The 24,535-nt window shown below is 35.7% G+C and carries 21 protein-coding genes, 4 tRNA genes and 1 riboswitch; of the genes, 10 read left to right on the top strand and 15 right to left on the bottom strand.

Features of this window, described 5'->3' with window-relative positions; genetic code table 11:
* The first annotated feature begins 123 nt into the window (after positions 1-123).
* Positions 124-308, top strand: a riboswitch (cobalamin riboswitch).
* A gap of 112 nt (positions 309-420) precedes the next feature.
* From C7D53_RS12865 to C7D53_RS12850, 4 genes are read left to right on the top strand one after another with little or no spacing between them, the layout of a single operon-like run.
* Complete coding sequence (locus C7D53_RS12865) at positions 421-2,472, top strand: TonB-dependent receptor plug domain-containing protein (RefSeq protein ID WP_106916852.1); 2,052 nt, start codon at positions 421-423, stop codon at positions 2,470-2,472.
* A complete protein-coding gene (locus tag C7D53_RS12860) occupies positions 2,469-3,605 on the top strand; it encodes a YncE family protein (RefSeq protein ID WP_106916851.1) in 1,137 nt (378 codons plus the stop codon). Before C7D53_RS12865 ends, C7D53_RS12860 begins: the two co-directional genes overlap by 4 nt.
* A gap of 14 nt (positions 3,606-3,619) precedes the next feature.
* Complete coding sequence (locus tag C7D53_RS12855; protein WP_106916850.1) at positions 3,620-4,816, top strand: cell surface protein; 1,197 nt, start codon at positions 3,620-3,622, stop codon at positions 4,814-4,816.
* Positions 4,817-4,845: 29 nt separating this feature from the next.
* Positions 4,846-7,125, top strand: coding sequence for a DUF5074 domain-containing protein (locus C7D53_RS12850; RefSeq protein WP_106916849.1), 2,280 nt, complete (start codon positions 4,846-4,848; stop codon positions 7,123-7,125).
* A 279-nt stretch (positions 7,126-7,404) separates the two neighbouring features.
* On the opposite strand, the gene C7D53_RS12845 is transcribed toward C7D53_RS12850, so the two are convergent.
* The 9 genes from C7D53_RS12845 to C7D53_RS12805 all read right to left on the bottom strand — a co-directional run bounded on the left by C7D53_RS12845 (position 7,405) and on the right by C7D53_RS12805 (position 12,083).
* Entirely contained in the window at positions 7,405-8,184 is a 780-nt protein-coding gene (locus tag C7D53_RS12845) for a T9SS type A sorting domain-containing protein (protein WP_106916848.1), read from the bottom strand.
* Between the two features lie 215 nt (positions 8,185-8,399).
* Complete coding sequence (locus tag C7D53_RS12840; protein WP_106916847.1) at positions 8,400-9,173, bottom strand: T9SS type A sorting domain-containing protein; 774 nt, start codon at positions 9,171-9,173, stop codon at positions 8,400-8,402.
* A 457-nt stretch (positions 9,174-9,630) separates the two neighbouring features.
* Positions 9,631-9,702, bottom strand: a tRNA-Glu gene (locus C7D53_RS12835).
* 66 nt (positions 9,703-9,768) lie between these two features.
* Positions 9,769-9,840, bottom strand: a tRNA-Glu gene (locus tag C7D53_RS12830).
* Positions 9,841-9,927: 87 nt separating this feature from the next.
* A tRNA-Glu gene (locus C7D53_RS12825) sits at positions 9,928-9,999 on the bottom strand.
* Positions 10,000-10,009: 10 nt separating this feature from the next.
* A complete protein-coding gene (gene rpsT / locus C7D53_RS12820) occupies positions 10,010-10,264 on the bottom strand; it encodes a 30S ribosomal protein S20 (RefSeq protein ID WP_076353226.1) in 255 nt (84 codons plus the stop codon).
* 66 nt (positions 10,265-10,330) lie between these two features.
* Positions 10,331-10,651, bottom strand: a complete 321-nt coding sequence (locus C7D53_RS12815) for a hypothetical protein (protein ID WP_106916846.1) — start codon at positions 10,649-10,651, stop codon at positions 10,331-10,333.
* An 11-nt stretch (positions 10,652-10,662) separates the two neighbouring features.
* Positions 10,663-10,737 (bottom strand) — tRNA-Glu (locus tag C7D53_RS12810).
* 59 nt (positions 10,738-10,796) lie between these two features.
* A complete protein-coding gene (locus tag C7D53_RS12805) occupies positions 10,797-12,083 on the bottom strand; it encodes an N-acetylmuramoyl-L-alanine amidase family protein (protein WP_185126698.1) in 1,287 nt (428 codons plus the stop codon).
* Positions 12,084-12,136: 53 nt separating this feature from the next.
* Here C7D53_RS12805 and C7D53_RS12800 point away from each other — a divergent pair, with 53 nt between their 5' ends.
* From C7D53_RS12800 to C7D53_RS12790, 3 genes are all read left to right on the top strand, one after another.
* Positions 12,137-14,722 (top strand): putative LPS assembly protein LptD, encoded by a 2,586-nt coding sequence (locus C7D53_RS12800; protein WP_106916844.1) that lies wholly within the window; start codon positions 12,137-12,139, stop codon positions 14,720-14,722.
* A 131-nt stretch (positions 14,723-14,853) separates the two neighbouring features.
* Positions 14,854-15,234, top strand: a complete 381-nt coding sequence (locus tag C7D53_RS12795; protein WP_045491236.1) for a RidA family protein — start codon at positions 14,854-14,856, stop codon at positions 15,232-15,234.
* A complete protein-coding gene (locus tag C7D53_RS12790; RefSeq protein ID WP_076353229.1) occupies positions 15,234-15,689 on the top strand; it encodes a hypothetical protein in 456 nt (151 codons plus the stop codon). Before C7D53_RS12795 ends, C7D53_RS12790 begins: the two co-directional genes overlap by 1 nt.
* A gap of 72 nt (positions 15,690-15,761) precedes the next feature.
* Here the strand turns inward: C7D53_RS12790 and C7D53_RS12785 are convergent, their stop codons facing one another.
* Positions 15,762-17,291 (bottom strand): trypsin-like peptidase domain-containing protein, encoded by a 1,530-nt coding sequence (locus C7D53_RS12785; RefSeq protein ID WP_106916843.1) that lies wholly within the window; start codon positions 17,289-17,291, stop codon positions 15,762-15,764.
* Between the two features lie 406 nt (positions 17,292-17,697).
* On the opposite strand from C7D53_RS12785, the gene trhO reads away from it, so the two are divergent.
* Positions 17,698-19,074 (top strand): oxygen-dependent tRNA uridine(34) hydroxylase TrhO, encoded by a 1,377-nt coding sequence (gene trhO, locus C7D53_RS12780; RefSeq protein WP_106916842.1) that lies wholly within the window; start codon positions 17,698-17,700, stop codon positions 19,072-19,074.
* Positions 19,075-19,078: 4 nt separating this feature from the next.
* Positions 19,079-19,654, top strand: coding sequence for a 5-formyltetrahydrofolate cyclo-ligase (locus C7D53_RS12775; RefSeq protein ID WP_106917119.1), 576 nt, complete (start codon positions 19,079-19,081; stop codon positions 19,652-19,654).
* Here C7D53_RS12775 and C7D53_RS12770 read toward each other — a convergent pair.
* Both C7D53_RS12770 and C7D53_RS12765 read right to left on the bottom strand, forming a co-directional pair.
* A complete protein-coding gene (locus C7D53_RS12770) occupies positions 19,603-20,184 on the bottom strand; it encodes a hypothetical protein (RefSeq protein ID WP_106916841.1) in 582 nt (193 codons plus the stop codon). The two genes, C7D53_RS12775 and C7D53_RS12770, sit on opposite strands and share 52 nt — an antisense overlap.
* The gene (locus tag C7D53_RS12765) at positions 20,168-21,349 is read right to left on the bottom strand and encodes a hypothetical protein (RefSeq protein ID WP_106916840.1); all 1,182 of its coding nucleotides are present in this window, start codon (positions 21,347-21,349) and stop codon (positions 20,168-20,170) included. Before C7D53_RS12765 ends, C7D53_RS12770 begins: the two co-directional genes overlap by 17 nt.
* A gap of 183 nt (positions 21,350-21,532) precedes the next feature.
* Here C7D53_RS12765 and C7D53_RS12760 point away from each other — a divergent pair, with 183 nt between their 5' ends.
* Entirely contained in the window at positions 21,533-21,874 is a 342-nt protein-coding gene (locus tag C7D53_RS12760; RefSeq protein ID WP_076353234.1) for a hypothetical protein, read from the top strand.
* 133 nt (positions 21,875-22,007) lie between these two features.
* Here the strand turns inward: C7D53_RS12760 and C7D53_RS12755 are convergent, their stop codons facing one another.
* The 3 genes from C7D53_RS12755 to C7D53_RS12745 form a co-directional block, all read right to left on the bottom strand.
* The gene (locus tag C7D53_RS12755) at positions 22,008-22,775 is read right to left on the bottom strand and encodes a TrmH family RNA methyltransferase (RefSeq protein WP_106916839.1); all 768 of its coding nucleotides are present in this window, start codon (positions 22,773-22,775) and stop codon (positions 22,008-22,010) included.
* Positions 22,776-22,795: 20 nt separating this feature from the next.
* Positions 22,796-23,587, bottom strand: a complete 792-nt coding sequence (locus C7D53_RS12750; RefSeq protein WP_106916838.1) for a CPBP family intramembrane glutamic endopeptidase — start codon at positions 23,585-23,587, stop codon at positions 22,796-22,798.
* Positions 23,588-23,678: 91 nt separating this feature from the next.
* Positions 23,679-24,518 (bottom strand): LytTR family transcriptional regulator DNA-binding domain-containing protein, encoded by an 840-nt coding sequence (locus C7D53_RS12745; RefSeq protein WP_106916837.1) that lies wholly within the window; start codon positions 24,516-24,518, stop codon positions 23,679-23,681.
* Positions 24,519-24,535 lie beyond the last annotated feature (17 nt).

Raw genomic sequence — 24,535 nt, 5'->3', positions numbered from 1 at the left:
TCAAAGTTCCATCAGGTTCATGATGAGATTTAATAATCTTATATCTAAAACAAGATTTCAAAACCATTCTATTTATAATATTGTAAATCATTTTGTTATTTAGGACTATATATTAATAATTGTTTATCTTTGCCGAAATTTGGTGAGCCCTAAAAAGCTCTTAAAAGGGAATCCGGTGAAAATCCGGAACAGACCCGCTGCTGTAAGCTCCACACCAAAGTTTTTGAAGAATATATCCACTGTTTTTTAATGGGAAGGATTTCAAAAACGGAGTAAGTCAGAAGACCTGCCAGAAAATATAAACGTTTGACGCTTTCGTGGAATAAAGCTTAGGACAACAATGATTCTGTGCAGTAACAGCTGTGCTTTGTCGTTGCTTTCTTATATCCATTAGCGTTATCATTATTCCTGAATGAGCTAATGGTGGCAAAACCGACTACATCTCAATTTCATAAGGTTGTTTTCACAGTATTTGTGTTAGCATCTCAACTCTTGTTTTCCCAAACGAAGAAAAAAGACAGCATTAAGGAAGAAACCATTAAGGTTGTCAATATTTACAAAAAGAACTTTAAAGAAATACTTCCTGCCCAAATCTTGCAGGGGGAAGAGCTTGAAAGGCTGAACAGCCATTCTGTGGCGGATGCTTTGCGATATTTCTCAGGAGTCCAGATCAAGGATTATGGAGGAATGGGTGGCTTAAAAACCATTAATATCCGAAGTATGGGAAGCCAGCATGTGGGGGTTTTCTATGATGGAATTCAACTGGGAAATGCTCAAAATGGAGTTGTAGATTTAGGAAGATATTCTTTGGATGATCTGGAGGAAATTTCATTATACAACGGACAAAAGAGCGAGATTTTTCAGCCCGCAAAAGATTTCGGCTCATCGGGATCTATTTATTTGCAACCCAAGACTCCTGTTTTTACAGGAACCAGAAAAACTAATCTGGTTATTAGAGCCAAAAGTGCTTCTATTGACTTATTTAACCCTTCTTTCCGTTTAGAACAAAAGATTTCAAAAAGAGTTTCTGCCAGCGTGAGTGTTGAATTTCTGCAAAGTGATGGACTGTATAAATTCCGTTATACCAGAAAATACCCGAATGGGGAAACCGCTACAGATACAATTGCTAAAAGATACGACTCTGATATTAAAGCAAAGCGTTTTGAAACATCAGTTAACGGTACTTTAAATAACGGTAGCTGGAATGTACGCGGTTATGGGTACATCTCAGACAGAGGGATTCCGGCACCTATTGTAAAATATCGTTTTAAGGCCAGAGGAGCGAGAATGCTTGATGAAAATTATTTTGTACAGGCAAATTTTAGAAAGAAACTATTTCCAAAGTTTGAAACCCAGCTAAAGGCAAAATTTGCCTACGATTATACTCATTTCAATGACACTGTACTGGCTCAAACGGTTAAAAGTTCAATAAATACTTATATTCAAAGGGAAGTATATCTTTCTTCTTCCAATTTGTATTCTATTAATTCTAATTGGGATGTAAGTTTAAATGGCGATTTTCAGTACAATAATCTGAATGCAGATTTAACAAACTTTACGTATCCTACCCGATATACCACACTTGTAGCATTGGCTACAACTTACCAGTGGAACAGATTCAAGTTTCTGGGAAGCCTTCTGGGTACCTTTACCTTTGAAGAGGTAAGAAGAAATAAAAGACCGGATGACAGAAGAGAATGGACACCGGCTCTGTTTATGAGCTATCAGCCTGCGGCCATTCCGGAACTTACCCTTAGGGCTTTTTATAAAAAGATTTTCAGACTGCCAACCTTCAATGACCTGTATTATACCAATATCGGGAGTACCTATCTGGAACCCGAATTTACTTTTCAGCATGACATCGGGTTTACCTATCAGAAAAAATATAATAACTCTGTATTAAAGGGATTTTACGTGAAGGTAGACGGATATTATAACAGGGTGAAGGATAAGATTGTTGCAGTACCTACCGTGAATATGTTCCGATGGATGATGGTTAACCTTGGAAGAGTTGAAATCATTGGAGCTGACGTAAATGTTCAGGCAGAAATGATGTTGGGAAAAGTAAAGCTCAAGCCATTACTGTCCTATACTTATCAAAGTGCAAAGGATAAGACTGATAAAGGCTGGGGGATTATTCCCGGAGATACTTTTTATGGGCAGCAAATTCCTTATACCCCTTGGCACAGCGGATCTTTTACCATGATGGCAGACTATAAGGATTGGGGATTCAATTACAGTATGATCTATGTAGGAAAGCGCTATGACGGTCAGATGGATAATATTCAGTACAACTTTGTTCAGCCTTGGTATACCCATGATCTTTCCGTTCAGAAAAAATTGAGTCTGGCCGGGCATCCGTTTAAGATTAACCTTGAAATGAATAATGTTTTTAATCAATACTATGATGTTGTACAGAATTATCCTATGCCGGGAAGAAACTTTAGACTCACTTTAAACTTTACCTTATGAGAAAACTGAATATCTGTTTTATATTTTTTGCATTGGTTTCTCTTGTAGCCTGCCGTACGGATGAAATTGTGATTCCGATGGAGGTGGTAGATGGTCTTGCTCCTGCTGAAAATACAGCCATAAAAGGGTTCTATGTACTGAATGAGGGCAATATGGGAAGCAATAAATGTACATTGGATTTTTTTGATTATACCAAAGGAACCTACTACAGGAATATCTATGCAGAGATTAACCCGAATGTCCTAAAGGAATTAGGAGATGTAGGAAATGATATTAAGATCTATGGGGGTAAACTATACATTGTAGTGAATGTCTCCAACACCATTGAAGTTCTTGATGCCAAAACCGCCAAACGAATAAAATCCATTCACCTGCAGAACTGCAGATATTTAGCATTCAATAACGGAAAGGCTTATGCCAGCAGTTATGTGGGACCTGTAGATATCAATCCCAATGCGCCCAAGGGAAAAGTAGTGGAAATTGATACCACCTCTCTGGCCATCCAGCGGGAAGTAACGGTAGGATATCAGCCGGAAGAGATGGAGATTATCGGAAACAGGCTTTTTGTGGCCAATTCCGGAGGATATATGGTTCCCAACTATGACAAAACAGTTTCGGTAATAGATCTTAACACCTTTACAGAAACAAAAAAGATTGATGTTGCCATTAATCTTCATCGTCTTAAAAAAGACAATTATGGAGATTTATACGTAAGCTCAAGAGGAGATTACTATGATATTCCATCCAATTTATACCTCATAGATGCGGCTACAGGAGCTATAAAAAAAGATTTTCACCTTGCTGTCAATGAAATGACAATAGTCAATGACAAGCTTTATTTCTACGGAAACGAATTCAATTACAATACCCATACCTATAAGAAAACATTTGGAATTATTGATGTAAAGACTGAGCAGATTATTGCCAACAGAATTGTTGATCCGGAGTATGAAGCCATCATTAAGACTCCATACGGAATTGCTGTAAACCCTATCACAGAGGACATTTACATTACCGATGCCAGAAATTATGTATCAATGGGATATGTGTATTGCTTTGATAAAAACGGACATTTTAAATGGAAAACAGAAGGAGGAAATATTCCTGCCCATTTCGCTTTTCTATATAAATAATAAAACTGAGAGACATGAATAAAAGAACGACTAATTATTTAAAAACCGGAGCCTTATCACTTCTTTTTGTAGGACTGATAGCTTCCTGTAAACATGATGATAATGATTTCTCCTTTAACGGATTAGATGATTCCTACACCATTGAACGTTTCAAAGTACTGAATATTCCAACCAATATTTCCGGAAGCTTTACCTGGAGTATTAATGACTCTATTATTTCTAACAATTCAGAGCTGGAATTCATCAGTGCAAAGGCTGATGCTTTTCCTTTAACATTAAAGATTGGGCATAATGGTGAGGAAAAAGTCTATCATTCTAAAATTGTTGTGACTAAAGAAACGGGAACCTTAAGTAAATATATTGCAAAGGTCCTTGATTTTCGTCCGGCTGTAGGCCAATTCATGAATGAAATTCCTGAATATGTTCAAGGCAATACAGCAGCAGATATGCTTCAGAAAGCCAATGCATCCCTTGTGGGTTCCAATTCTACAATGCTAAGTCTTGGAGGCTTCGGAGGATATGTAGTATTCGGATTTGACCATACCATACCTAATTTAAATGGAAGAGATTTTAAGATTCTCGGAAATGCATTCTTTGGAAATGCTGCCAATGATCCCCGCTCAGGAAGTTGCGAGCCTGGAATTATTATGGTTGCCTACGACAGAAACAAAAACGGGAAACCCGATGACAATGAATGGTATGAAATTGCAGGAAGTGAATATTTTAAAAACACAACAACAAAGGACTATAGCATCACCTATTTCAAACCCAATGACAATAAAGCTCCTGTTCCTGGAAATGATGGCTGGCAGACAGATATAGAATACATCAAGTGGCAGGATAATCTTGGGAATAGCGGATTTAAAACAAAAAATACGTTCCACGCACAAAGCTACTACCCTTTATGGTTTTCAGATGCTTCTTATGGATTTACAGGAACCAGACTTAAAGATAATTTTTACGATCAAAGCGGAACAGGTACCTACTGGGTAGGAAAGTCATATGACTTTGGATATGCTGATAATGCCCCAAATACCGATGAAGCCTCCAATATTGATATCTCATGGGCGGTTGACCGTAACGGAAGATATGTGAAACTCCCGGGAGTTGATTTTGTAAGAGTACATACAGGAATCAATCAGGAGGCCGGCTGGTTGGGAGAAGTCTCTACAGAAGTTGCCGGAGCCTATGATCTACACTTTAAAAAATAATTCAACGAAATAATTCAAATTAATAAAAAATGAAAAAGTTTTACATTTTTACCATGCTTTTTCTCTTTGCATTGTTCACGAATGCTCAGATGAAAGTACAGGGTGTACCCCGAAATGATCTTTCAGGGAATAATCAATTAAACACCACTAATAATACCACCACTACAATCAGTTTTTCTGATGTGCAGTATTGGGTAGGAACTGGTTCCAATCAGGCTGCATTTGTTGTACAATGGAATGACAGCAAAAACCCGGATGCTTTGGTATGGGGATTTAAATGGGACGGAAATGCTACCGGAGAAGATATGCTTAAAGCTATTGCAAAGGCAGATCATAGATTTTATACGTTGCTATACCAGGGTACTCAGTTTGGAACAGCAATAGGTGGAATTGGTTTTGACCTGAACGGGCAAAACAGCAGAGCCCTTATTAAGAATAACAATACTACCTATCCACTATATCCTCTGGATGGTATTGTAAACACTACAGCTTATGATTTTGATGATTATATTGCTCAGGATACCGGTGATCACTGGAATTCAGGATGGTATAATGGCTTTTGGTCATACTGGGTGAAAGATCCTACAGATGCAGACTTTGGCTTTTCAGGAGTAGGAGCTACTTCCCGTGTACTTCAAAACGGTTCATGGGATGTATGGAATTACAGTCCTATGTCAGGATCATTTCCGATTTCTTCTACAATGACGCCTGTTTCTCCGTACATAAGTTCTACAAACTTTACCAACGGATTCTTTATGGTAAATGAAGAATGGTACGGGCATACCAACGGATCCGTTAACTTTATAGATAACAACGGGCAAATCACGAATCGCGTTTACAGCAATGCAAACAACAATCATGCTTTCGGAGCAACTACACAATTCGGAACAATCTATGGTGATAAATTCTACTTTGTATCTAAGCAGGCTGCTGATGCGGGAGATGCACAATATACACCTGGTGGTAGACTTGTAATTGCCAATGCACAGACCATGCAGAAAATTGCAGGATTCAATGATATAGGAGGGGGAGATGGAAGATCTTTCCTTGGGGTAAACGAACACAAGGGATATATTGGTGCTTCCAATGGAATTTATTTATTTAATATCGATAATCTGCAGGTTGGAAGTCTAATAACCGGAACAGGTGGTGGAAGCCAGTATGCAGGACAAATTGGAAATATGATCCGTACTTCAAAATATGTTTTTGCAGTAAAACAAGGTGCCGGTATTTTAGTAATTGATCCTAATACAGATACTTTAGTAAATACAATTGCAGGACCTTTTATTTCTATTACTCAGGCAAAAGATGGAAGTGTATGGGCAATTGAGAAGCAGAAATTAGCCAATATCAATCCTGCAACTCTTGCATTACAATATTATAATATCCCTACTACAACATACTCAGATTCATGGGGTGCGTGGAATGCAGGAAGCTTTACAGCAAGCAATACAGAAAATACATTATATTGGATTAAAGGCGGAAACGGATTTGTTCCAGGAAATCAAATTGTTAAGTTTGATGTTACCACAAAAGGATTTAACGAGACATTTATTACACTTCCCGGGCAAACAGGGAGCTTTAAGCAGATTCCTTATGGAGCAGCACTGCGTGTAAATCCATCTACAGGAAATCTTATCCTGAATACCACAGAAAGCGGATATGGTGCCCATTTTCAAAAGAACTGGATCCATACATTTGACGCTGCCGGTACTCTGATCAATACCAAAACACTAGACGATTATTATTGGTTCCCATCATTGGCCGTATTCCCGGATAATACCGCTCCAACTGTAAGCAACACTTTCCCGACACAGCTAACAGCTGCTAATGTTACTTCTATTGATCTGAAAACAATGGTTTCCGATGAAGATAGCTTCGGATCATCCATTATTAAATCTGTGAAATCAAACAGTAACCCTACAGTTGTTTCTGCCGAAATTAATGCTAATGAAGAACTGGTCATTACACCAATTACCTCTGGAACAGCTAATATTGTAATTAGTTTCAATTCTAACGGTAAGGTTGTAGATAAAACACTTACAGTAAGCAGTGCTGGGGCAACTTTAGCAACTGCTGAGGTGAAAAAACTTGAATTTGGTATTTATCCGAATCCGGTTACAGATATCCTTTATATCAAGACACAGGAAAAAGTAGTCAATGTGACTATTTATGACGCTTCCGGTAAACTGGTTAACACACAGTTCAGCAATGGACAGGTTAATGTAAGTGCGCTGCCAAAAGGAATGTATATTTTGAAAGCAGTAACTGACAAAGCAACATATCAGCAAAAACTGATTAAAAATTAATTTTAGCATAGCTAATTTTGTTTCATTTAGCCCCGGCCAATCTTGGTCGGGGCTTTTTTATAAAAATAATATTCAGCCAAAAATGGAATGTAGGCTAGCCTTACTAAACTAATGCAATCTGCGTTATAATCTATGGTAAGGCTTTACTTAAGAACATTGGATGATCATTAAATAATAAATACTTGCTTTAGCATACATTACCATCAAGCCTGTCTGGTGTAGGTGTAAAATAAAAACGGCTGACTTAAAAAAGTCAGCCGTTTCGTGGGTTTAAAAATTTTATTTAATCAAGATCTTCTTAGAATAAGTTTCTCCTTTCTTAGTCTGAATGGTCATAATATAGATCCCCTCATGCTGATTGGTTTCAAAAGTATTTGAATTCAACTTAGTGCGGAATACTTCTTTTCCTGAAGTATTAACCAAGGTAACCTCTGAACCTTCTACTGGAAGATTTTTATCAATGGTAACCTGTCCATTTTGGCTGTGAGCACGTAGACTGATAAACGGATCCTTGTATTGGTATCCATAGTATACTCTAAGCTCACCTCCTAAATTAAGTAAACCTGAATTCACATTTATTTTAATTCGGTCATAAGGCTTGTTCATGGTAAGTTCAATCTCACCCTTACTTGGATCTGTATCTCCTAGCTTAAGAATGTCATTGCTTAGATTTTGGTAGTCATTGTTTGAAACTTCTCCATTAAATGTTTCAATAGATACACCTCCCAATACTTGTGCAGATAAAGGAGTTCCGTTTGACCCGATTCCTATAACCAACTTATTGGTATAAGTACTATTCGGGAAAATTAATGTTTGCTCCGTACGGGCAAGTAAGCCTATTGAAACCTGTAGAACAGAATAATCATTCTCATTGCTTCCTACAGCATTTTGAGGATTTACTACGCCACAGCCTATGCAAACACCCAAAACTTGATTCGTCTGGCTGCTGGCATAATACTTTACAATCTGGGCAAAAGACATAGAGTTCATTAAGAACAAAAATAGGGCTGACATCGCTGCTTTTATTGCATGCTGTCTCACTAATAAATTGGTTTTCATATGTTGATATTTTAGGATTTTAGTTTTTGTAAATTTACATATAAATTGATTATGTTGATTATTTTATTTCTATTTTTTGTGATTTATTAATATTTTGTTTTAATAACTATAATTTTTTGATTTAGAAATAATATTTTTTAAAATTCTGTTTTCCCTGTGATTAAGCATAAAAAAAACGGCAACCTTAGTAAGATTGCCGTTTTGTTCCTTGAGAATTATTTAATAATAATTTTTTTAGAATAAGTTTTTCCTTCCTTAGTCTGAACGGTCATAAAGTAAACCCCTTCAGGCTGATTGGTTTCAAATGATTTTGATCTCAATTTAGAACGGTGTACTTCTTTTCCTGAAGTATTGGTTAAAGCTATTTCTGCTCCCTCTAGTGAGACGTTGGCATCAAGAGTAACCTGTCCGTTCTGGCTGTGGGCCATTATACTAATCAATGGATCCTGATAAGCGTAGTAAATTCGGAATCCACCGCCAAGGCTTAGTACTCCTCCTGTTAAACCGATTCTTATACCATCATAAGGTTTTGCCGGTTTGAATTCCACTGTTCCCCTGTTTGGTGTTGCTCCTAACTTAAGCAAACTTATATCTATCGTTCTACGGTCTTCGTTAGAAGTTCCTCCGTTCATTGTTTCAAGGGTAACACCACTTAGAAGCTGTACAGATAATGGAATATTGTCTGTGCCTATTCCTACAACCAATCTTGTATCCGATCTAAGATCCGGGAAAATTAAAGTTTGCTGGATTCCTCCTAATAGAGCCGTTCCCAATACCATTGTAGAATAATCGTCTTCGTTACCACCAACTGCATTTAGTGGATTGTCTACACGGCATCCCAGACATGCTACTCCAAATACCCCTGAGCTTTGAGCATGAGCATAAATTCTGTCCTGTCCGAATGATAAGGCTTGCGTTGAAAGTAAGAATAAAGTTACTAACGCAGCTTTAAAAGAGGAATGATTTCCCAAAAGTAAATTAAATTTCATGTTATTTATTTTTTGATGAATAGTTTTATTCAAATTTAAGCAATTAAAGGAAGAGTAAGAAATAATATTTCCATTTATGGTGATTTTTAGATCAAAATTAATATTGCTGAATAAAATGGTTTGAAATCTGGTGTTGAAGAGTATGATAGTAAATAAAAGGGGTGTCTATCGTTTGTTGGTTCCAAAGAAGATAGTAATAAAATTAATAGGGTACAGCTTGAAAATACCCCGGTGATGTTAAGGTGTTTGCTCTCTATGGATGAATAATTTTCACCAGGAGATAGCAGTTAAAGAGAAGGTCAATAAAGTGGAATAAGAATAGGGAAGTAGTATATCTTTATAAAGGATCAATTCAAAGGTTTATTAATTTCAATGATGTAATACTTTGTATGAAAAAGATAAACAGGAAGGGTGTGGTATAAAACAAAAAAAAGGATTTCCGAAAAAATCCTTTTTGTAGCCCGTAGGGGAATCGAACCCCTCTTACCAGAATGAAAATCTGAGGTCCTAACCGATAGACGAACGGGCCCTCTATCTTCCATTACCGAAGTAACGTGTTAGTTTTTGTTTTTATAAGTATCAACTCTTAATCTTGTAGCCCGTAGGGGAATCGAACCCCTCTTACCAGAATGAAAATCTGAGGTCCTAACCGATAGACGAACGGGCCGGTTAGATTTTTTATTTTAAATATTAGCTTTTCTACTTTCTCTTTAAAAAACCACTGATTTTATACAGTGGTTTTTAAAGATTTAAGTAGCCCGTAGGGGAATCGAACCCCTCTTACCAGAATGAAAATCTGAGGTCCTAACCGATAGACGAACGGGCCAGCTATATTTTTACGCTAATTTATTAACGTGCTTTGTTAATTTGCTTTTTAAGTTAGCTGCTTTGTTTTTGTGGATAATATTTTTCTTAGCTAATTTATCCAATAAAGCGATAACTTTTGGCAACTGTTCTGTAGCTGCAGCTTTGTTTTCCTCATTTCTTAAGGTCTTCAATGCTGTTCTAGCAGTCTTGTGATAATATCTGTTACGAAGTCTTCTAGTTTCGTTTTGTCTAATTCTTTTTAGAGCTGATTTATGATTTGCCATATCGTTTAAATGTGAGTGCAAAACTATAAACTTTTTTTTTAACTACCAAATTTATTTTGAAAATTTTCAATTTTCTTCGGAAAGGTACTTTCTAAGCTTATCTATTGCTTGTTCTATTTTTAAATTTTCCTGTTCTTTTTCTATTTTTTTGATCGTATTTCCAAGCATGATCAGTGCATTGTTCCATTCCCCAGTTGTATTGGTGAAAGTGAGTTCATCAATTGTTACTTCAAAAGCAACCCTTTCTCCAGTCCTGTAAAGTCTGAAACTGATTTTATCATCCCTGCCTGTAATCCCTTCTTCATTGATTTGTAAATCATAACTTTTTGGGTTAGAGTGGATTTTCTTAAAGAGCAATTTTGCTTCTTGTATTTTTAAATCCGGCATGATATCAAATTTGGTAGCCTATAGGGGAATCGAACCCCTGTTGCAAGAATGAAAATCTTGAGTCCTGACCACTAGACGAATAGGCCAAATTTTGAGGTTGCAAAAGTAATAATTAACTTTTAAACCTCAAAATTATTTTTTTAAATTATTTATAAACTTTTTGTATCACTGTGTTTTTGATGCCTTTAGCTTCAACTTCTTTTTGAAGCTTTACAGCATCTTCCAACGTATATACCTTTCCATAGGTGTAGTAAAAGACTCCGCTGTCTTTTTCTCTTTCCACATCTTTCAGGTTTTGAAGGATGTATGAATTACCATTTAATTTATCACCGGTATACACTTCTAGGGTATAATAACCCATATTTATTTTCTGGTTTGGCATAAAGCCTACAGCAAAAGCATTTCTAAATCCGGCGTCTTTGGCGCTTTTAAGATTAATATCTTTTACAGAAGCCATGTTGGTTACCGCATAGTAATACTTGTACTGTCCGTTCTCCTTAAGGGTCAGGATATAGCTTAATCCTTTCAGGGCAGGGTCATTCTCATTGTACTTCGTAGGAGAGCTCATCAGTAATATTCTGAAATCATTTTTCAGCGGCGTTTCGGCAGGTTTCTCCGGCTCTTGCTTTTTAGCGGTAAAGGATCCTCCTGATTTTCTGTCCACCGCTTTTTTATAATCAATGATGGCATTGTAAATACTTTCTGCTATTTCATTCTGTCCCTTTTCGGAAGCAATGTAGTGGCTTTCCTCCGGGTGGTTGATAAAACCTGTTTCTATCAGTACAGAAGGCATGGCATTCATACGCAGAACGTGAAGGTTCTTCTGAAATACCCCTCTGGAAGACCTTTTATCTTTATTTACAAAATTATCCTCTACCAATCCTCCCAGAAGAAGACTGGACTCAAGATACTTGCTTTGTTGAAGTTTTAATGCAATAAGAGACTCAGGAGACTCGGGATTGTAGGATCCGAAGATCTGCTTATCCTTTTCATCCAGAAAGATCACGTCATTTTCTCTTTTTGCTACCTCAAGGTTTTCGTTATTTTGATTAGGTCCCTGTACGTAAGTTTCTGTTCCATAGGCTGTAGGTCTCGCAGAAGAGTTACAGTGTATGGATACAAATAAATCAGCCTTACTTCTGTTGGCAAGGTTGGTTCTGTCAGAAAGAGAGGGGTACTCATCTATCTTACGAGTGTAGATAACCTTGAAGTCTCTGTTTTTTTCTAGCATTGCCCCTACCTTGAGAGTAATGGCAAGTGTAATGTCTTTTTCTGCTATTCTTCCAATGTCCGAATAGGACCTGTTAGCCCCATGATCACTTCCTCCATGTCCGGCATCTAAAACAATTGTAAATTTCTTTTGAGAGAAAAAAAAGTTACTCATTAGAATAAGGAGAAATGATAAAATTATTTTAAAATTTTGTTTGTGCATCTTACAGTTATAAAAATTATATTAATTTTGGGCCTTAATTATATATAATAAAATTGGCCAAAACCGTCCTCAAAAATATATTACAAATTTTAATTATCCTAATTTTTAACAATTTTTTAGCACAAAAAACGCCTGAGAAATTGCCTAAAAATGCGGTTAATGATACTATTTCCAAAAAGGATACCATAGTTGTAAAAAAAGAAGCTTTAGATGATGTTCTTCATACAAAAGCAGATGATCAACGAAGAGATATCCCCAAGAAAATGACATTCCTTAACAAGAATGCCCAGGTAAAATACCAGGATATGCAGATTGATGCAGATTATATTTCCATTGATGATAATAAAAATCTGATCTATGCCAGGGGGAAACAAGACTCTTTAGGAAAAATAATAGAACCTGTAATTACCACACAGGCAGGGAAAAAATACGAAACCAACGAGTTTAGTTATAATACGAAAACCAAACAAGCTATCGCTTTCAATGCCAGAACGGAGGAGAGCGAAGGGGTGATTATAGCACAAAAAACAAAAAAATATAATGACTCTGTGTTTGCAATGCGAAAAGCAGATTACACCACAGATGAATATTTTCTTAAGAAAAAAGATACAACCGCGGATTATTTTATGAGGGCTTATAATATTAAGCTTATCAAAACCAAAAATAAATCTCAGATCGTTACCGGACCTATCCAGATGTTTATAGAACAGGTTCCTACACCTCTGTATCTGCCATTTGCCATCTTGCCGTTTTCTGATAAAAGAGCAGCGGGTATTCTTATTCCAAGTTTTGGAGAAAGAGAAGATGTAGGTTTCTTCCTGAATGGAATAGGGTATTACCAGCCTATTGGAGAACATTTCGACCTTAAAGTTCTGGCCGATATTTATACAAAAGGAAGTTGGAACCTACGTCCTCAGATGAACTACCAGAAGAAATACCGTTATTCAGGAACCTTTAATGCGGATGTTGGGACCATGGTAAGAGGAATAAAGGGACTGGATGACTATACTAAAAACAGTACCTATAGAATCAATTGGAGCCACTCGCAGGATGTTAAAGCAAATCCTTTCCTTACGTTTAGTGCACAGGTGGATATTGTAAGTACGAAGTTTTATAACAATCCACTTAACAACAACTATATTTTCAACCAAAACGTCCTGAATACCCAGCAGAACTCTACGGTAAGTCTTACCAAAAGATTTTTGAAGCTTCCGGTAACTATTACGGGTACTGCGTCTTATTCACAGAATTTTGCAACAGGTTCTTCCGATCTTCGTTTACCACAAATGAACGTAGCGGTTAATCAGTTTTATCTGTTCAAATCCAAAACAGGAGTAAGACAAGGCCTTCTTGAAAATATTACAGTAAATACAGGATTTAACCTTACCAATTTTGTAAGCACTCAGGAAAACGAATTGTTTAAAAAGGAAATGTGGGATAAAATGCAGACTGGTCTTAAGAACAATATTGCATTGGCAACCAATACCACATTGGCCAAATATTTTACCTTCAGCTTAAGTGCCAATATTGATAATGCCTTAACAACAAAAACACTGAACAGATATTATGATCCTATCAAGAATGTTACAGTGGACGAAATCAGTAAGAATTTCACAGGATATTCTACTTTCTCTACCACAGCCAGTCTTCAAACCACTCTTTACGGGATGATGAAGTTTAAAAAAGGATCAGCTGTAGAAGCAATAAGACATATGATGATTCCAAGTATTGGATTTACGTATGCTCCGGACTTTTCAAGTCCTAACTTCGGATACTATAGAAATTACTATAACGCAACGGGTGCTATTACTCCTTATTCTATTTTTGAAAAAGGTATTGTAGGAAGCCCGTCAAGTGGTATGGTAGGAGCACTAGGTTTTAGTATCGGGAACAATATCGAAATGAAAGTAAAGTCTAAGAGCGATTCTACCGGGGTGAAGAAGATCAAAATCTTTGAATCTCTAAATCTTACAGGAAGCTATAACTTTGCTGCGAAAACTCACCCGTGGTCTATTTTTACCATCAATGGACAATCGTCTTTCTTTAATAACAAGCTTACAGTAAATACAAGCCTTTCACTTGAACCGTATAAAATTATGTTTTTACCAGGTCAGGATACCGGAATCAGAACCGAGCAGTTTGGACATTTCGGAGTACAAGGATTCAATGTTCAGTTATCTTATCCTTTAAGCAGCGAACTTTTTGGGGAAAAGAAAGATTATGCTAAAAAATACTCCATGAAAGGAGAGGTTCGAAATGAAAATTATTATTTTGATGACGATCACTATGCTCATTTTGATCAGGCATGGACTTTGAATGTGAATGCAAATTATGCCTATTCAAAAGGACTTAGCCGATTTGGTAGCAAAATTGCATCCATTGGTCTTGACGGAAGTATTAAGCTTACCCCATATTGGAATATCAATGGAAGTACTCACTATGACTTGGTGACTAAAGAATTGGCATATACAAGAATTGGTTTTTCAAGAGATCAACGAAGTTTTACCATTAATTTTAACTGGGTGCCGTTCGGACAATATAAAGTGTATGACTTCTTTATTGGGATCAAAGCCAATATCTTAAGCGATGCACTGAAGTATAAAGACCGAAGCTTTACGCAGCCAAATTCACCTTTCTAATATCAGATTGGCATTTGTGAATATAAATTTTATATTTGCAACCAAAATAAAAGCTAAGGAAATCGGTTAGAAAAGAAATATAAATGAAGAAGACGATTTCATTTGACCATTAAAAAAATAAATATCCGCATATGAAACAAATAATCAATACAGTTAATGCACCTGCAGCAATCGGGCCTTATTCTCAAGCTAATATGGCAAACGGAGTGTTATACATCTCCGGGCAGATTCCTGTAGATCCTGCAACTGGTAAACTGGTAGAGGGAATTGAAAAAGAAACACATCAGGTAATGAAGAACCTTGAGGCGATTCTTACTGAGGCTGGGATGACTTTCAAAAATGTTGTAAAAGCTACAATCTTCCTGAAAAGTATGGATGATTTTGCGGTAATGAATGATATTTATGCTTCTTATTTAGATGCAGAGAGCTATCCTGCTCGCGAAACTGTACAGGTTTCTTGTCTGCCTAAAAATGTGGATATCGAAATTTCTATGATTGCACATCAGGATTAATGAATTTTATAAGAAATACAATTGCGGTGTTGGTAGGCCTTGGTATTGCTGGGCTTATTATTACTCTTGGTATAAGGGTTTTTCCGCAATGGGTTACCTTCGAGGCCTTTGCTCCATTTGAACACTGGCAGAGGTTTCTTTTCAGTATGAAAGATGATAAAGCCTTTTTTGGCTTCCTGTTGTTTATTTCCGGATTGGGAACCACAATTGGAGGGGTAGCAACGGCAATCATCGTTAAATATGCCAAGGTAGCCTATGCTATTCTGATCGGTTTTATTATGCTTTTTATTGCAATGTTGGATGTGATTATATTTCCTTATCACCCTACATTCTATAAGATTTCTATCTTCCTTACCTTTTTCCCTTTTTCATGGATTGGGGGTAAGATTGTAGAAGTTATTTATGAGCGAAATAAGAAGAAAAGGATCGCTGAAAAAATGAATAAACCTAAATAAATAATATAAAAAACGCTGCAAATATTTGCAGCGTTTTTTGTTGATATGAAAATAACTATTGTTTAGTTTAGATTAAGGCATTTTAAATCCTTTAGTATAGATTCTTCCGTAGTCATCTACAAATTTTACTTGTACATTTCCTTGGTATTTATCCAGGATCTTTTCTACATCTTTCTGTGAATTCACCGGCTTGCCATTCACCTCAATGATGATATAGTTGTCTACAATTCCGATTTTCGCCATTTCACTGCCTTCAGATACATTCTTGGCAACTACACCGCTGTTCAGTCCGTATTCTGTTTTGAATCTTTCGGTAAGTGGGTCAAACTCTGCTCCAATTTTTTCCGTAATGCTAAGGTCTGCCTTTGTTCTGGTAGACGTTCCTCCTTTTTGGTCTCTAAGTGTTACACTTGTAGTAGATTCTTTACCGTTTCTTGAATAAGTTACCTGAACCTTATCACCAGGACGTTTGCTTCCGATAGACATGGATAAGTCTGCAAAATCCGTAATGTCATAGCTGTCTATTTTAGTAATGATATCACCCTTTTTAAGACCTGCATCTTCTGCACCACTATTATCCCCAAATCCTGTAACATATACTCCCGAACCAGACTTAAGGTTGGTCTTATACTGTTTGTTGTATGCTGCTACTAACTGATCATTGGAAAGATCTAATGACTGAACTCCAAGGAATCCTCTTTGTACAATACCAAATTTCTTAATATCCTCCACAATTTTTCTTGCCAGGTTAGCAGGAACAGCAAATCCGTATCCTTGATAATATCCTGTCGTAGACTGAATCGCCGAGTTGATCCCGATTAATTCACCATTAGTATTTACCAATGCTCCACCAGAGTTACCCGGGTTAATTGCAGCATCCGTTTGGATAAAGCTTTCAATAGGATTGGCAGCCTTTCCCTGGCTTCCTAAAATCCCAATACCTCTTCCTTTAGCAGAAACAATCCCTGCCGTTACTGTAGAATTTAATCCCAGTGGGTTTCCTACTGCAAGCACCCATTGTCCTACATCAATATTGTCTGAGTTGGCAAAATTTAAGTAAGGAAGTCCCTTTTCCTCAATCTTTAATAAAGAGATATCTGTATTAGGGTCTGTACCAACCAATGTTGCTATATATGATTTCTTGTTGCTTAGTACAACTTCCAATTTATTGGCACCTGCTACAACGTGGTTATTCGAAATGATATAACCGTCAGGAGAGATAATGACACCAGAACCCATTCCGGAAGGCATGTTGTCTGGAGCCTGCTGCTGCTTTTGTCTTTGCTGGCCTCTTCCTCCAAAAGGATCTCCGAAGAAATAGTCAAACAAGTCCTGTTCAGATGCTCTGTTTGCTGTTCTGTTTTGGTAATTTTTAATGGTAACTACAGCAGGAACGGTTGTCTTTGCTGCCTTTACAAAGTCATCACCTACCGCTCCGGTATTCATTCCCGCGAATGTAGCTGTAGGGGCTGATGTTGTGAAAAATGATTGATCTCCGTTGTTGGAGGTATGTCCAAAATATTGTATAGCTCCAACGGTAGTAGCTCCGGAAATTACCCCGACTACTGCAAATGGTAATAGTTTTTTTAAAGTACTCTTCATTGTATATCTTTCTTGTTTATTAATTATAATTTCTAATTATGTTTTTGAGTAAACAAATTTAATGTTAAATAAGTAAGCAATTAGTATGCTATGTTTCAATTTTAACTAAAATTTAACGGCTATTGTGTCATTTTGTGCATTATGTCATAATTGTTAACGTGATAGTTAACAAAAATTAAAAAAATATTAAAGAAAATAATACGATGTCTTATGATAAAATGGGACACGAAAAAATTAAAATATAGAAAAATCGATGCCAATCTTATGTCTCTGTAATAAATTATCAGCCCTTATTAAAGGCTTTGTTATTTATATTCTATAGGATGCAATGATGAAAGAGAAATCCATTTAATTGAAAAATTACTATCTTTGCAAAAATATTTTTCTCACTTAAAACGTTTATAGCATGCAACTGTATAACACCTTAAGCGCAGAAGAAAGAGCTCAACTTATTGATGAAGCTGGTAAGGACCGCCTTACATTGTCTTTCTATGCGTATGCCAAAATTGAAGATCCCAAAAAATTTCGCGACGAATTATTTATAGCCTGGAACGCCCTTGATGCCCTAGGCCGTATTTATGTAGCGCATGAAGGAATAAATGCTCAAATGAGTGTTCCTGCTGACCAATTTGAGGCTTTTCGGGATACGCTGGAAGTTTATGACTTCATGAAAGGAATTCGTTTAAATGTAGCAGTAGATCAGGATAACCATTCTTTTTTAAAGCTAACTATAAAGGTTAGAAATAAAATTGTTGCTGATGGTTTGAATGACGAATCTTTTGATGTTACGAATAAAGGAATCCATTTAAAAGCACAGGAATTTAATAATATGCTTGATGATCCTAACACCATTGTAGTTGATTTTAGAAATCACTACGAGAGTGAGGTAGGGCACTTTGAGGGAGCTATTACTCCTGATGTGGAAAACTTCAGAGAAAGTTTACCCATCATTAATGATCAGCTACAGGATTTTAAAGAAGATAAAAACCTTCTAATGTATTGTACCGGTGGAATTCGTTGTGAAAAGGCCAGTGCTTACTTCAAACATCAGGGTTTTAAAAATGTTTTCCAATTAGAAGGGGGAATCATTGAATATACCCGCCAGATTAAAGAAGAAGGAATAGAGAGTAAATTTATAGGTAAAAATTTCGTGTTTGACCACCGCTTAGGGGAAAGAATTACAGACGATATTATTTCTCAGTGCCATCAATGTGGAAAGCCTTGTGATAACCATACCAATTGTGCCAATGATGCCTGTCATTTATTGTTTATTCAATGTGATGAATGTAAAGCAGCCATGGAAAACACTTGTTCTACTGAATGTTTAGAAACAATACATTTACCAGTAGAAGAGCAGGTTAAGCTAAGAAAAGGATTGCAGGTTGGAAATAAAGTATTCAGAAAAGGAAAATCTGACGCACTGAAATTTAAAAATTCAGGAGATTTATCAACTCAAACTTTAGGAAAGGCTACAAAAGCTGAAACGAAAGATATTCGCCAGAAAATAAAAGTTAAAAAAACATTAATTGGAAAGGCAGAACATTATTATTCAAAATCAAAAATTGCACAGTTCCTAATTGAAAACAAAGAGCTTTCTATAGGAGATAAAGTTTTGATTTCAGGACCTACTACAGGAGAGCAGGAAGTTACAATTACTCAGATTTATGCAAACGGAGGTCCTTGTGAAATAGCAAATGTAGGAGATCAGATTACTTTTGAATTACCATTTAGAGTTCGTTTGTCTGACAAATTATATAAAATTGCGCAAACTGAAAATGCATAAGACTATGCTAAAAGCAGAACTTAGAAAAAAATATATACAAAAAAGAAAAGCCTTGTCTCCTGATGAGGCTTTCTTGTTATCTGAAAAGATTTTTGAAAATTTCATTCATCATTTCCAGCCAAAAGAGTCGGAGAAAGTACATGTTTTTATCCCGATTGTGGCCAGAAAAGAAATTGATACCCAAATCTTCATCCAGTATTTTTTATCACATAATATCCGTGTGTTTGTGCCTAAAATAGTAGGGGATGAGCTCATCAATATAGAAATTTTTGAAGATACATTATTTGAAACCAACAGTTGGGGAATTTCAGAGCCTGTCTCCAATGAGGATGCTGATGAAAATGATTACCATTATGTAATTACACCTCTTTTATATTGTGACAAAAAAGGAAATAGGATAGGCTATGGAAAAGGTTTCTACGATGGCCTTTTTCAAGGGATGTCATCCGAGACAAAAAAAATCGGAGTCAATTACTTTGACCCCGATGAATATATCGATGACGTCTGGGAATATGATATTCCGCTGGACTATTTGGTTACTCCTACAGAAGTACTGTCTTTCTTGATTGGTTTGGAATAAAAATCTAAAAAGTAGAACTTAAATTCTTTTTTTAGCTTGGAGGTGGACAGTAATATGTACTGTGCATTCTTCTCAAAATTTCCTAATGACTTATTTTTGCCGTCAAAATATTCTACATTGAATCTTGCATAATCAAGCGTATCTTTCTTATAGAATTCCTTGTAGACGTTTAAATTGTTCACTTTCACAGATTTTACCTTCATACTGTCCAGTTCTGAAAATAACCTTTTAAAAGTTAAAGAGTCAGGTTTATGGAAGTAGCTTTCCATCTGGGAATAAATAACAGTATCTATCTCCGTATTTCTGTTTCCGGATAAATATAGGGTGGAAAGGTCAAGAAGTTCCTGAACCTTTTGTTTGGTTATGGAGTTGATGGCCTGCATACTATCCATTTGTACAGCAGGATAGCTTTTTGCATTATTGCTGTTTCTTAGTTTGTCCAGATCGCTTACCTCTGTTTTTTTATTATTACAGGCAACAAATAAAGTCAGAAGTACCGAGAAAATTAAAAAGTTATTTATTCTTTTCATCTGTGGAGGTAATTTTAAATTTAATGGATACAATCTTACCGTTGTTATCCTTTTTCATTTCTATTACATTCAGGTTTTTCAGTGAAGTAGTAGGAGTGGTTACAAGGGTGATGTACTTTTGTTTGTCAAGTCTTTCAATTCCATAAGTGTTATTGTCGTATACCTGATATATAATAGCATTGTTGCTAATCAGGTTTTCCAGCTGATTTCTTTTCTGCTTAATAAGGGCTACCTGTTCTTCAGGGTTTCCACCTTTAATATCCTTTATAGAGAAATAATAGACTGCCATTTTATAATCATCCGGCTTCAGTTCTATTTTTTCCTCTTCAGGAGCATTTTCCAGATTTCTGTTAACCTCCAAAGGTTCATAAAATGGAGCACTAATGCGCATTTTTAGAATCTTATCCTTAGTGGAATAAGAAAAACAATCACCTGGCTTTATTTTATACATCAAAGGAGATTCATTTTCCTTAACTACCATTATCTCTAATGTGTTGATTACGGAAACTCCCCTGTCCTTATCAATAAAACAATACGTATAACTTTTTGAAAAAATTACATCTTTAAATCCTAACAGACCGGTTATGGTAATTAAAACGGAAGTAATAAGTGCCCAAGCATTCTTTTTGAAGAAATTTTTCTTAGGAGGGATAGGTGAAAATTCAGTTTCGTTATTTTTTGTAACGGAAGTATTAACTTGTTGATTTTCAGTAATTGATTTTTGTAAATCAGTGTTTTCAGGGGTGTTAAGTTCTGTTTTTTTAGGCTGAAACTCATTTTTTTGAAGTTCAGGAGCTGATGTCACTGTTTTTTCCAATTCATCAATTTCTTCTTCATCCAGATTTTCATTTTCGAGTAATAATTCCCCAGCAAAAAGATGCTGTTTCTTAAATTCATACCATGAGTCATAACCCGCATAAATACTCAATAAATTAAGCATATCTATCCTCGGTAATTTTGTGACTGGTGAATTTTTGAAATAGGTGTAAAATGACTTTTCACTGATGTTACCTTTTGCTTTTTTGCGCAGGTCTTCCTGAAAATATATGATATCTATACCCTTCCACTTGGATATGTCATCCTGCGAAGGGGTATATTCTTTTAAATATTGACCCTGAACGTCCTTTTTTAGTTGTTCAAAGTGTAATAGATCTAAATCTGTCAATTTTTTTTTAAATAATTAAATTGTTGATTATCAGTTATGTTTTTTTGTAAAACTATTTTACAAAGGTATTACAATTATTTTTCATAAACAAATTTTCTAACTGCTCTACCTTTGTCTTGTTCAAATAACAGAACAGAAGAAAATTTTATAAAACAATATTAACAAAATTAAATTTAATTTATTATGAAAAAGTCATTATTCGTAGCTGCTATCGCTGCAATCTCTCTAGTTGCTTGTAAAAAAACTGACGCTACTGCTACTGAAGGTACAACTGATTCTGCTGCTGCTAACGTAGCTGATTCTGCTGCTGTAGTTTCTGATTCTGCTGCTAAAGTTGTTGATTCTGCTGCAACTACTGCTGTAGAAGCTACTAAAGATGCTGCTGCTGCTACTACTGCTGCTGGAACTGAAGTTGCTAAAGATGCTGCTAAAGGAGCTGCTGACGCTGCTAAAGGAGCTGCTGATGCTGCTAAAGGAGCTGCTGACGCTGCTAAAGATGCTGCAAAAGACGCTGCTAAGAAATAATTTTAGCCTAGCTTAAAAATAAAAGAACCGTTTCACTCAGTGAGACGGTTTTTTTATGCTTTAATATCATAAACAAAAAGATGAATCCTAAATATCTAAAAGATGATATCATCTTAAGGAGTCTATATTCTCTTTATCCTTTCTTCTGTCTTAAGGATTCATAACAAGTAATAGCCACAGCATTACTCAGATTCAGAGAATCAATACTTCCTGCCATAGGAATAAGTGTATTTTTCCCTTTTCCAATCCAGAAATCACTTAACCCGGAATGTTCAGTCCCAAATAATACGGCAGAACGCTGAGTGAAATCTCTTTTATAAAGATCTTCCGCACTTTCGTCCATCAATGTTGTATAAATACTGAAGTTGTTTTTTTGCAGGAATTCTAATGTTTCATTATTTTCAGCCTGATAAACTTCCATTCCAAAAAGGCAGCCTACACTGGATCTGATCACATTAGGGTTGTAGAAATCGGTTTTACCGTCTGCAACAATCAGGGCATCAATGCCAAAAGCTTCACAACTTCTTAGAATAGCTCCAAGATTGCCTGGTTTTTCAACTCCTTCCACAATAATAACCGTAGAATTTTCCTTGGGAATATATGATGAAAGTGGCGTTTCTTTAGCTTGGTATATTCCAATAATTCCCTCAGAACTTCCTCTGTAAGCTATTTTTTCGTAAACCTTATCACTTACATAATGGATTTTTCCATCAGGAATGGCTCCTTTGAAGATATTTTCACAGATAAAGAACTCCAATGGTTCGAAGTTATATTGTACAGCCCTTTCGTTCTCTTGCTGTCCTTCTACGACAAAAACCTTCGATTTTTTACGGAATCTGTTGTCAGTAAGTAGCTTAGTGACATTTTTTATTTTTTCGTTTTGAAAACTTTCTATCAACATTTCGCAAAATTATGCAAAATTTATGATTGAACTTCTGTGCTTTTTATAAAAAGACTTTTCCATGAGATTTGAAAAGGTATTTTATCTTTCCTTTTATGATATATAGTGATGCCTATAATTAGAAAGATAGATAGAATTTTATAAAGATTTCCATAAAGGTTTCCGGAAACATTTTCCGAGACATTGAAGATTTCCCAATACAAGTTCATGAAAAAATGGAGAGATATGGCACACCAGAGGTTAAAATTGTGTTCAAAATATACCCACGCAAAAAATACAGAGCCCAGAAATGTAATGAGAAATATTTCAATAAGCTCTATGGTTTTTTGACTTTGATATAAGTGTACCTGTGCAAATAATAATGATCCCAGTAATACAGATGACAGAAATCCGAGTTTTGTGAATCGGAATAATGTTCCAATGAGAAATGCTCTGAAGATTATTTCTTCAAAAAAAGCAGAGGAAATAGTATTGATGAATAAGGATTCAATATTTATTGAACGGGTTATTTTAAAATGTACCCAATTCCCAATGAGCATGGGTAATGTTCCTAAAAAAGCTAAGGTAAATCCTTTAATAACAGATTTATCTAATGAGAATAGATTAAGAATATTCTTTTTATAAAATAAAATCTTTAATGTTATTCCCAATGGAATTAAGCTCACCGCGTAAGCAATAATATGGGCAACAGCTTTACTGTGAAAAAGGTGTTTTGAGAATTGCTGTATGCTTTTAAAACAATATAAATCAAAGAAATAGTAGGTAGTAAAACCGAGAATAAAGATGGAAAAAAAGCGAATATTTTTACTCATGTCAGTTATTTTTGAGCAAAAATGTAGCTTTTGATAAAGAGAATCAAATGAATGTGATGAGTGTCAAGGAATAGTGACCAGCGACAAGTTTTTACTTTCTGTATTCTTGTAACCCGGGAATAATATTTGAGATAAAGCTTCTGGAAACCGGAATTTCAAATTCGATTTCAGGAAGAATTAATTTATATCCTTGAGCATTTCCTTTAAGGTTTTTTACTTTTTCCAGATTAACAATGTAAGAGCGATGGCATTTTTTGATGGAGTCTGTTTCCACTTGTGATAAAACATTGGATAAACTTATTCTGAGCAAAAGTTTTTTTATTGCATTATTTTCTACAATGTATAGATTGCAGTAGTTCTCCATAGATTGGGCACACAAAAAATCTTCTTCTGCAATGGCCAGGTCAATATTGTTACCGGAAATTTTCAGGATTTTTTCTTTGGTGTTTTCATGGCTATCCATTAGTCGAGGTGCGATTTCCTGTGCAATATTTTCATGGATGTTTTTTAAATAAATATATCTTGACAGAATATAGATAGTAGAAATAGGAATGCCTACTGCGAGTGAGTAGAGAAGCATATAACCATAATTTTCAAGACTAAGTTTTACATGACTTATAAATAATGTATTGTAAAGGTAGGACAAGATGGAACCAAGCAATAAGATGACGAAGATTTTCAAGAGCTCAGAGCCGATATTCCAATCTTTGAATTTGAAAACAAAGAGGCTTGAAACAAAAAAGGCTGCCCCAAAAATAAGAGTGTATGGAAAAAGAATAAGGTATTTGTATGGATGGTGATAGTTTTCTGTACCAAATGGCTGAAAAATAATCAGGAAAAGATAAACAAGAATTCCTGCTGCCACAGAGGAAATCAATATTTCTTTTACCGATTTTGATTTTGGATATGAATAGGGTACAAGGGAAAACATATCAGCTACTTTTTAAA

The organism is Chryseobacterium aurantiacum (genome assembly GCF_003020585.1).
GTDB lineage: Bacteria > Bacteroidota > Bacteroidia > Flavobacteriales > Weeksellaceae > Chryseobacterium > Chryseobacterium aurantiacum.
The sequence above is the reverse complement of the archived record's forward strand: the minus strand, read 5'-3'. Positions and strand labels throughout refer to the sequence as shown.

What these genes read in the sequence shown, in the direction of transcription:
- C7D53_RS12855 (WP_106916850.1), top strand. Translation starts at nt 3,620, where the DNA reads ATGAATAAAAGAACGACTAATTATTTAAAAACCGGAGCCTTATCACTT.
- C7D53_RS12770 (WP_106916841.1), bottom strand. Translation starts at nt 20,184, where the DNA reads ATGAAAAGAATAAATAACTTTTTAATTTTCTCGGTACTTCTGACTTTA.
- C7D53_RS12775 (WP_106917119.1), top strand. Translation starts at nt 19,079, where the DNA reads ATGCTAAAAGCAGAACTTAGAAAAAAATATATACAAAAAAGAAAAGCC.
- C7D53_RS12865 (WP_106916852.1), top strand. Translation starts at nt 421, where the DNA reads ATGGTGGCAAAACCGACTACATCTCAATTTCATAAGGTTGTTTTCACA.
- trhO (WP_106916842.1), top strand. Translation starts at nt 17,698, where the DNA reads ATGCAACTGTATAACACCTTAAGCGCAGAAGAAAGAGCTCAACTTATT.
- C7D53_RS12790 (WP_076353229.1), top strand. Translation starts at nt 15,234, where the DNA reads ATGAATTTTATAAGAAATACAATTGCGGTGTTGGTAGGCCTTGGTATT.
- C7D53_RS12840 (WP_106916847.1), bottom strand. Translation starts at nt 9,173, where the DNA reads ATGAAATTTAATTTACTTTTGGGAAATCATTCCTCTTTTAAAGCTGCG.
- C7D53_RS12755 (WP_106916839.1), bottom strand. Translation starts at nt 22,775, where the DNA reads ATGTTGATAGAAAGTTTTCAAAACGAAAAAATAAAAAATGTCACTAAG.
- C7D53_RS12750 (WP_106916838.1), bottom strand. Translation starts at nt 23,587, where the DNA reads ATGAGTAAAAATATTCGCTTTTTTTCCATCTTTATTCTCGGTTTTACT.
- C7D53_RS12745 (WP_106916837.1), bottom strand. Translation starts at nt 24,518, where the DNA reads ATGTTTTCCCTTGTACCCTATTCATATCCAAAATCAAAATCGGTAAAA.
- C7D53_RS12860 (WP_106916851.1), top strand. Translation starts at nt 2,469, where the DNA reads ATGAGAAAACTGAATATCTGTTTTATATTTTTTGCATTGGTTTCTCTT.
- C7D53_RS12795 (WP_045491236.1), top strand. Translation starts at nt 14,854, where the DNA reads ATGAAACAAATAATCAATACAGTTAATGCACCTGCAGCAATCGGGCCT.
- C7D53_RS12815 (WP_106916846.1), bottom strand. Translation starts at nt 10,651, where the DNA reads ATGCCGGATTTAAAAATACAAGAAGCAAAATTGCTCTTTAAGAAAATC.
- C7D53_RS12845 (WP_106916848.1), bottom strand. Translation starts at nt 8,184, where the DNA reads ATGAAAACCAATTTATTAGTGAGACAGCATGCAATAAAAGCAGCGATG.
- C7D53_RS12805 (WP_185126698.1), bottom strand. Translation starts at nt 12,083, where the DNA reads ATGCACAAACAAAATTTTAAAATAATTTTATCATTTCTCCTTATTCTA.
- C7D53_RS12850 (WP_106916849.1), top strand. Translation starts at nt 4,846, where the DNA reads ATGAAAAAGTTTTACATTTTTACCATGCTTTTTCTCTTTGCATTGTTC.
- C7D53_RS12760 (WP_076353234.1), top strand. Translation starts at nt 21,533, where the DNA reads ATGAAAAAGTCATTATTCGTAGCTGCTATCGCTGCAATCTCTCTAGTT.
- rpsT (WP_076353226.1), bottom strand. Translation starts at nt 10,264, where the DNA reads ATGGCAAATCATAAATCAGCTCTAAAAAGAATTAGACAAAACGAAACT.
- C7D53_RS12785 (WP_106916843.1), bottom strand. Translation starts at nt 17,291, where the DNA reads ATGAAGAGTACTTTAAAAAAACTATTACCATTTGCAGTAGTCGGGGTA.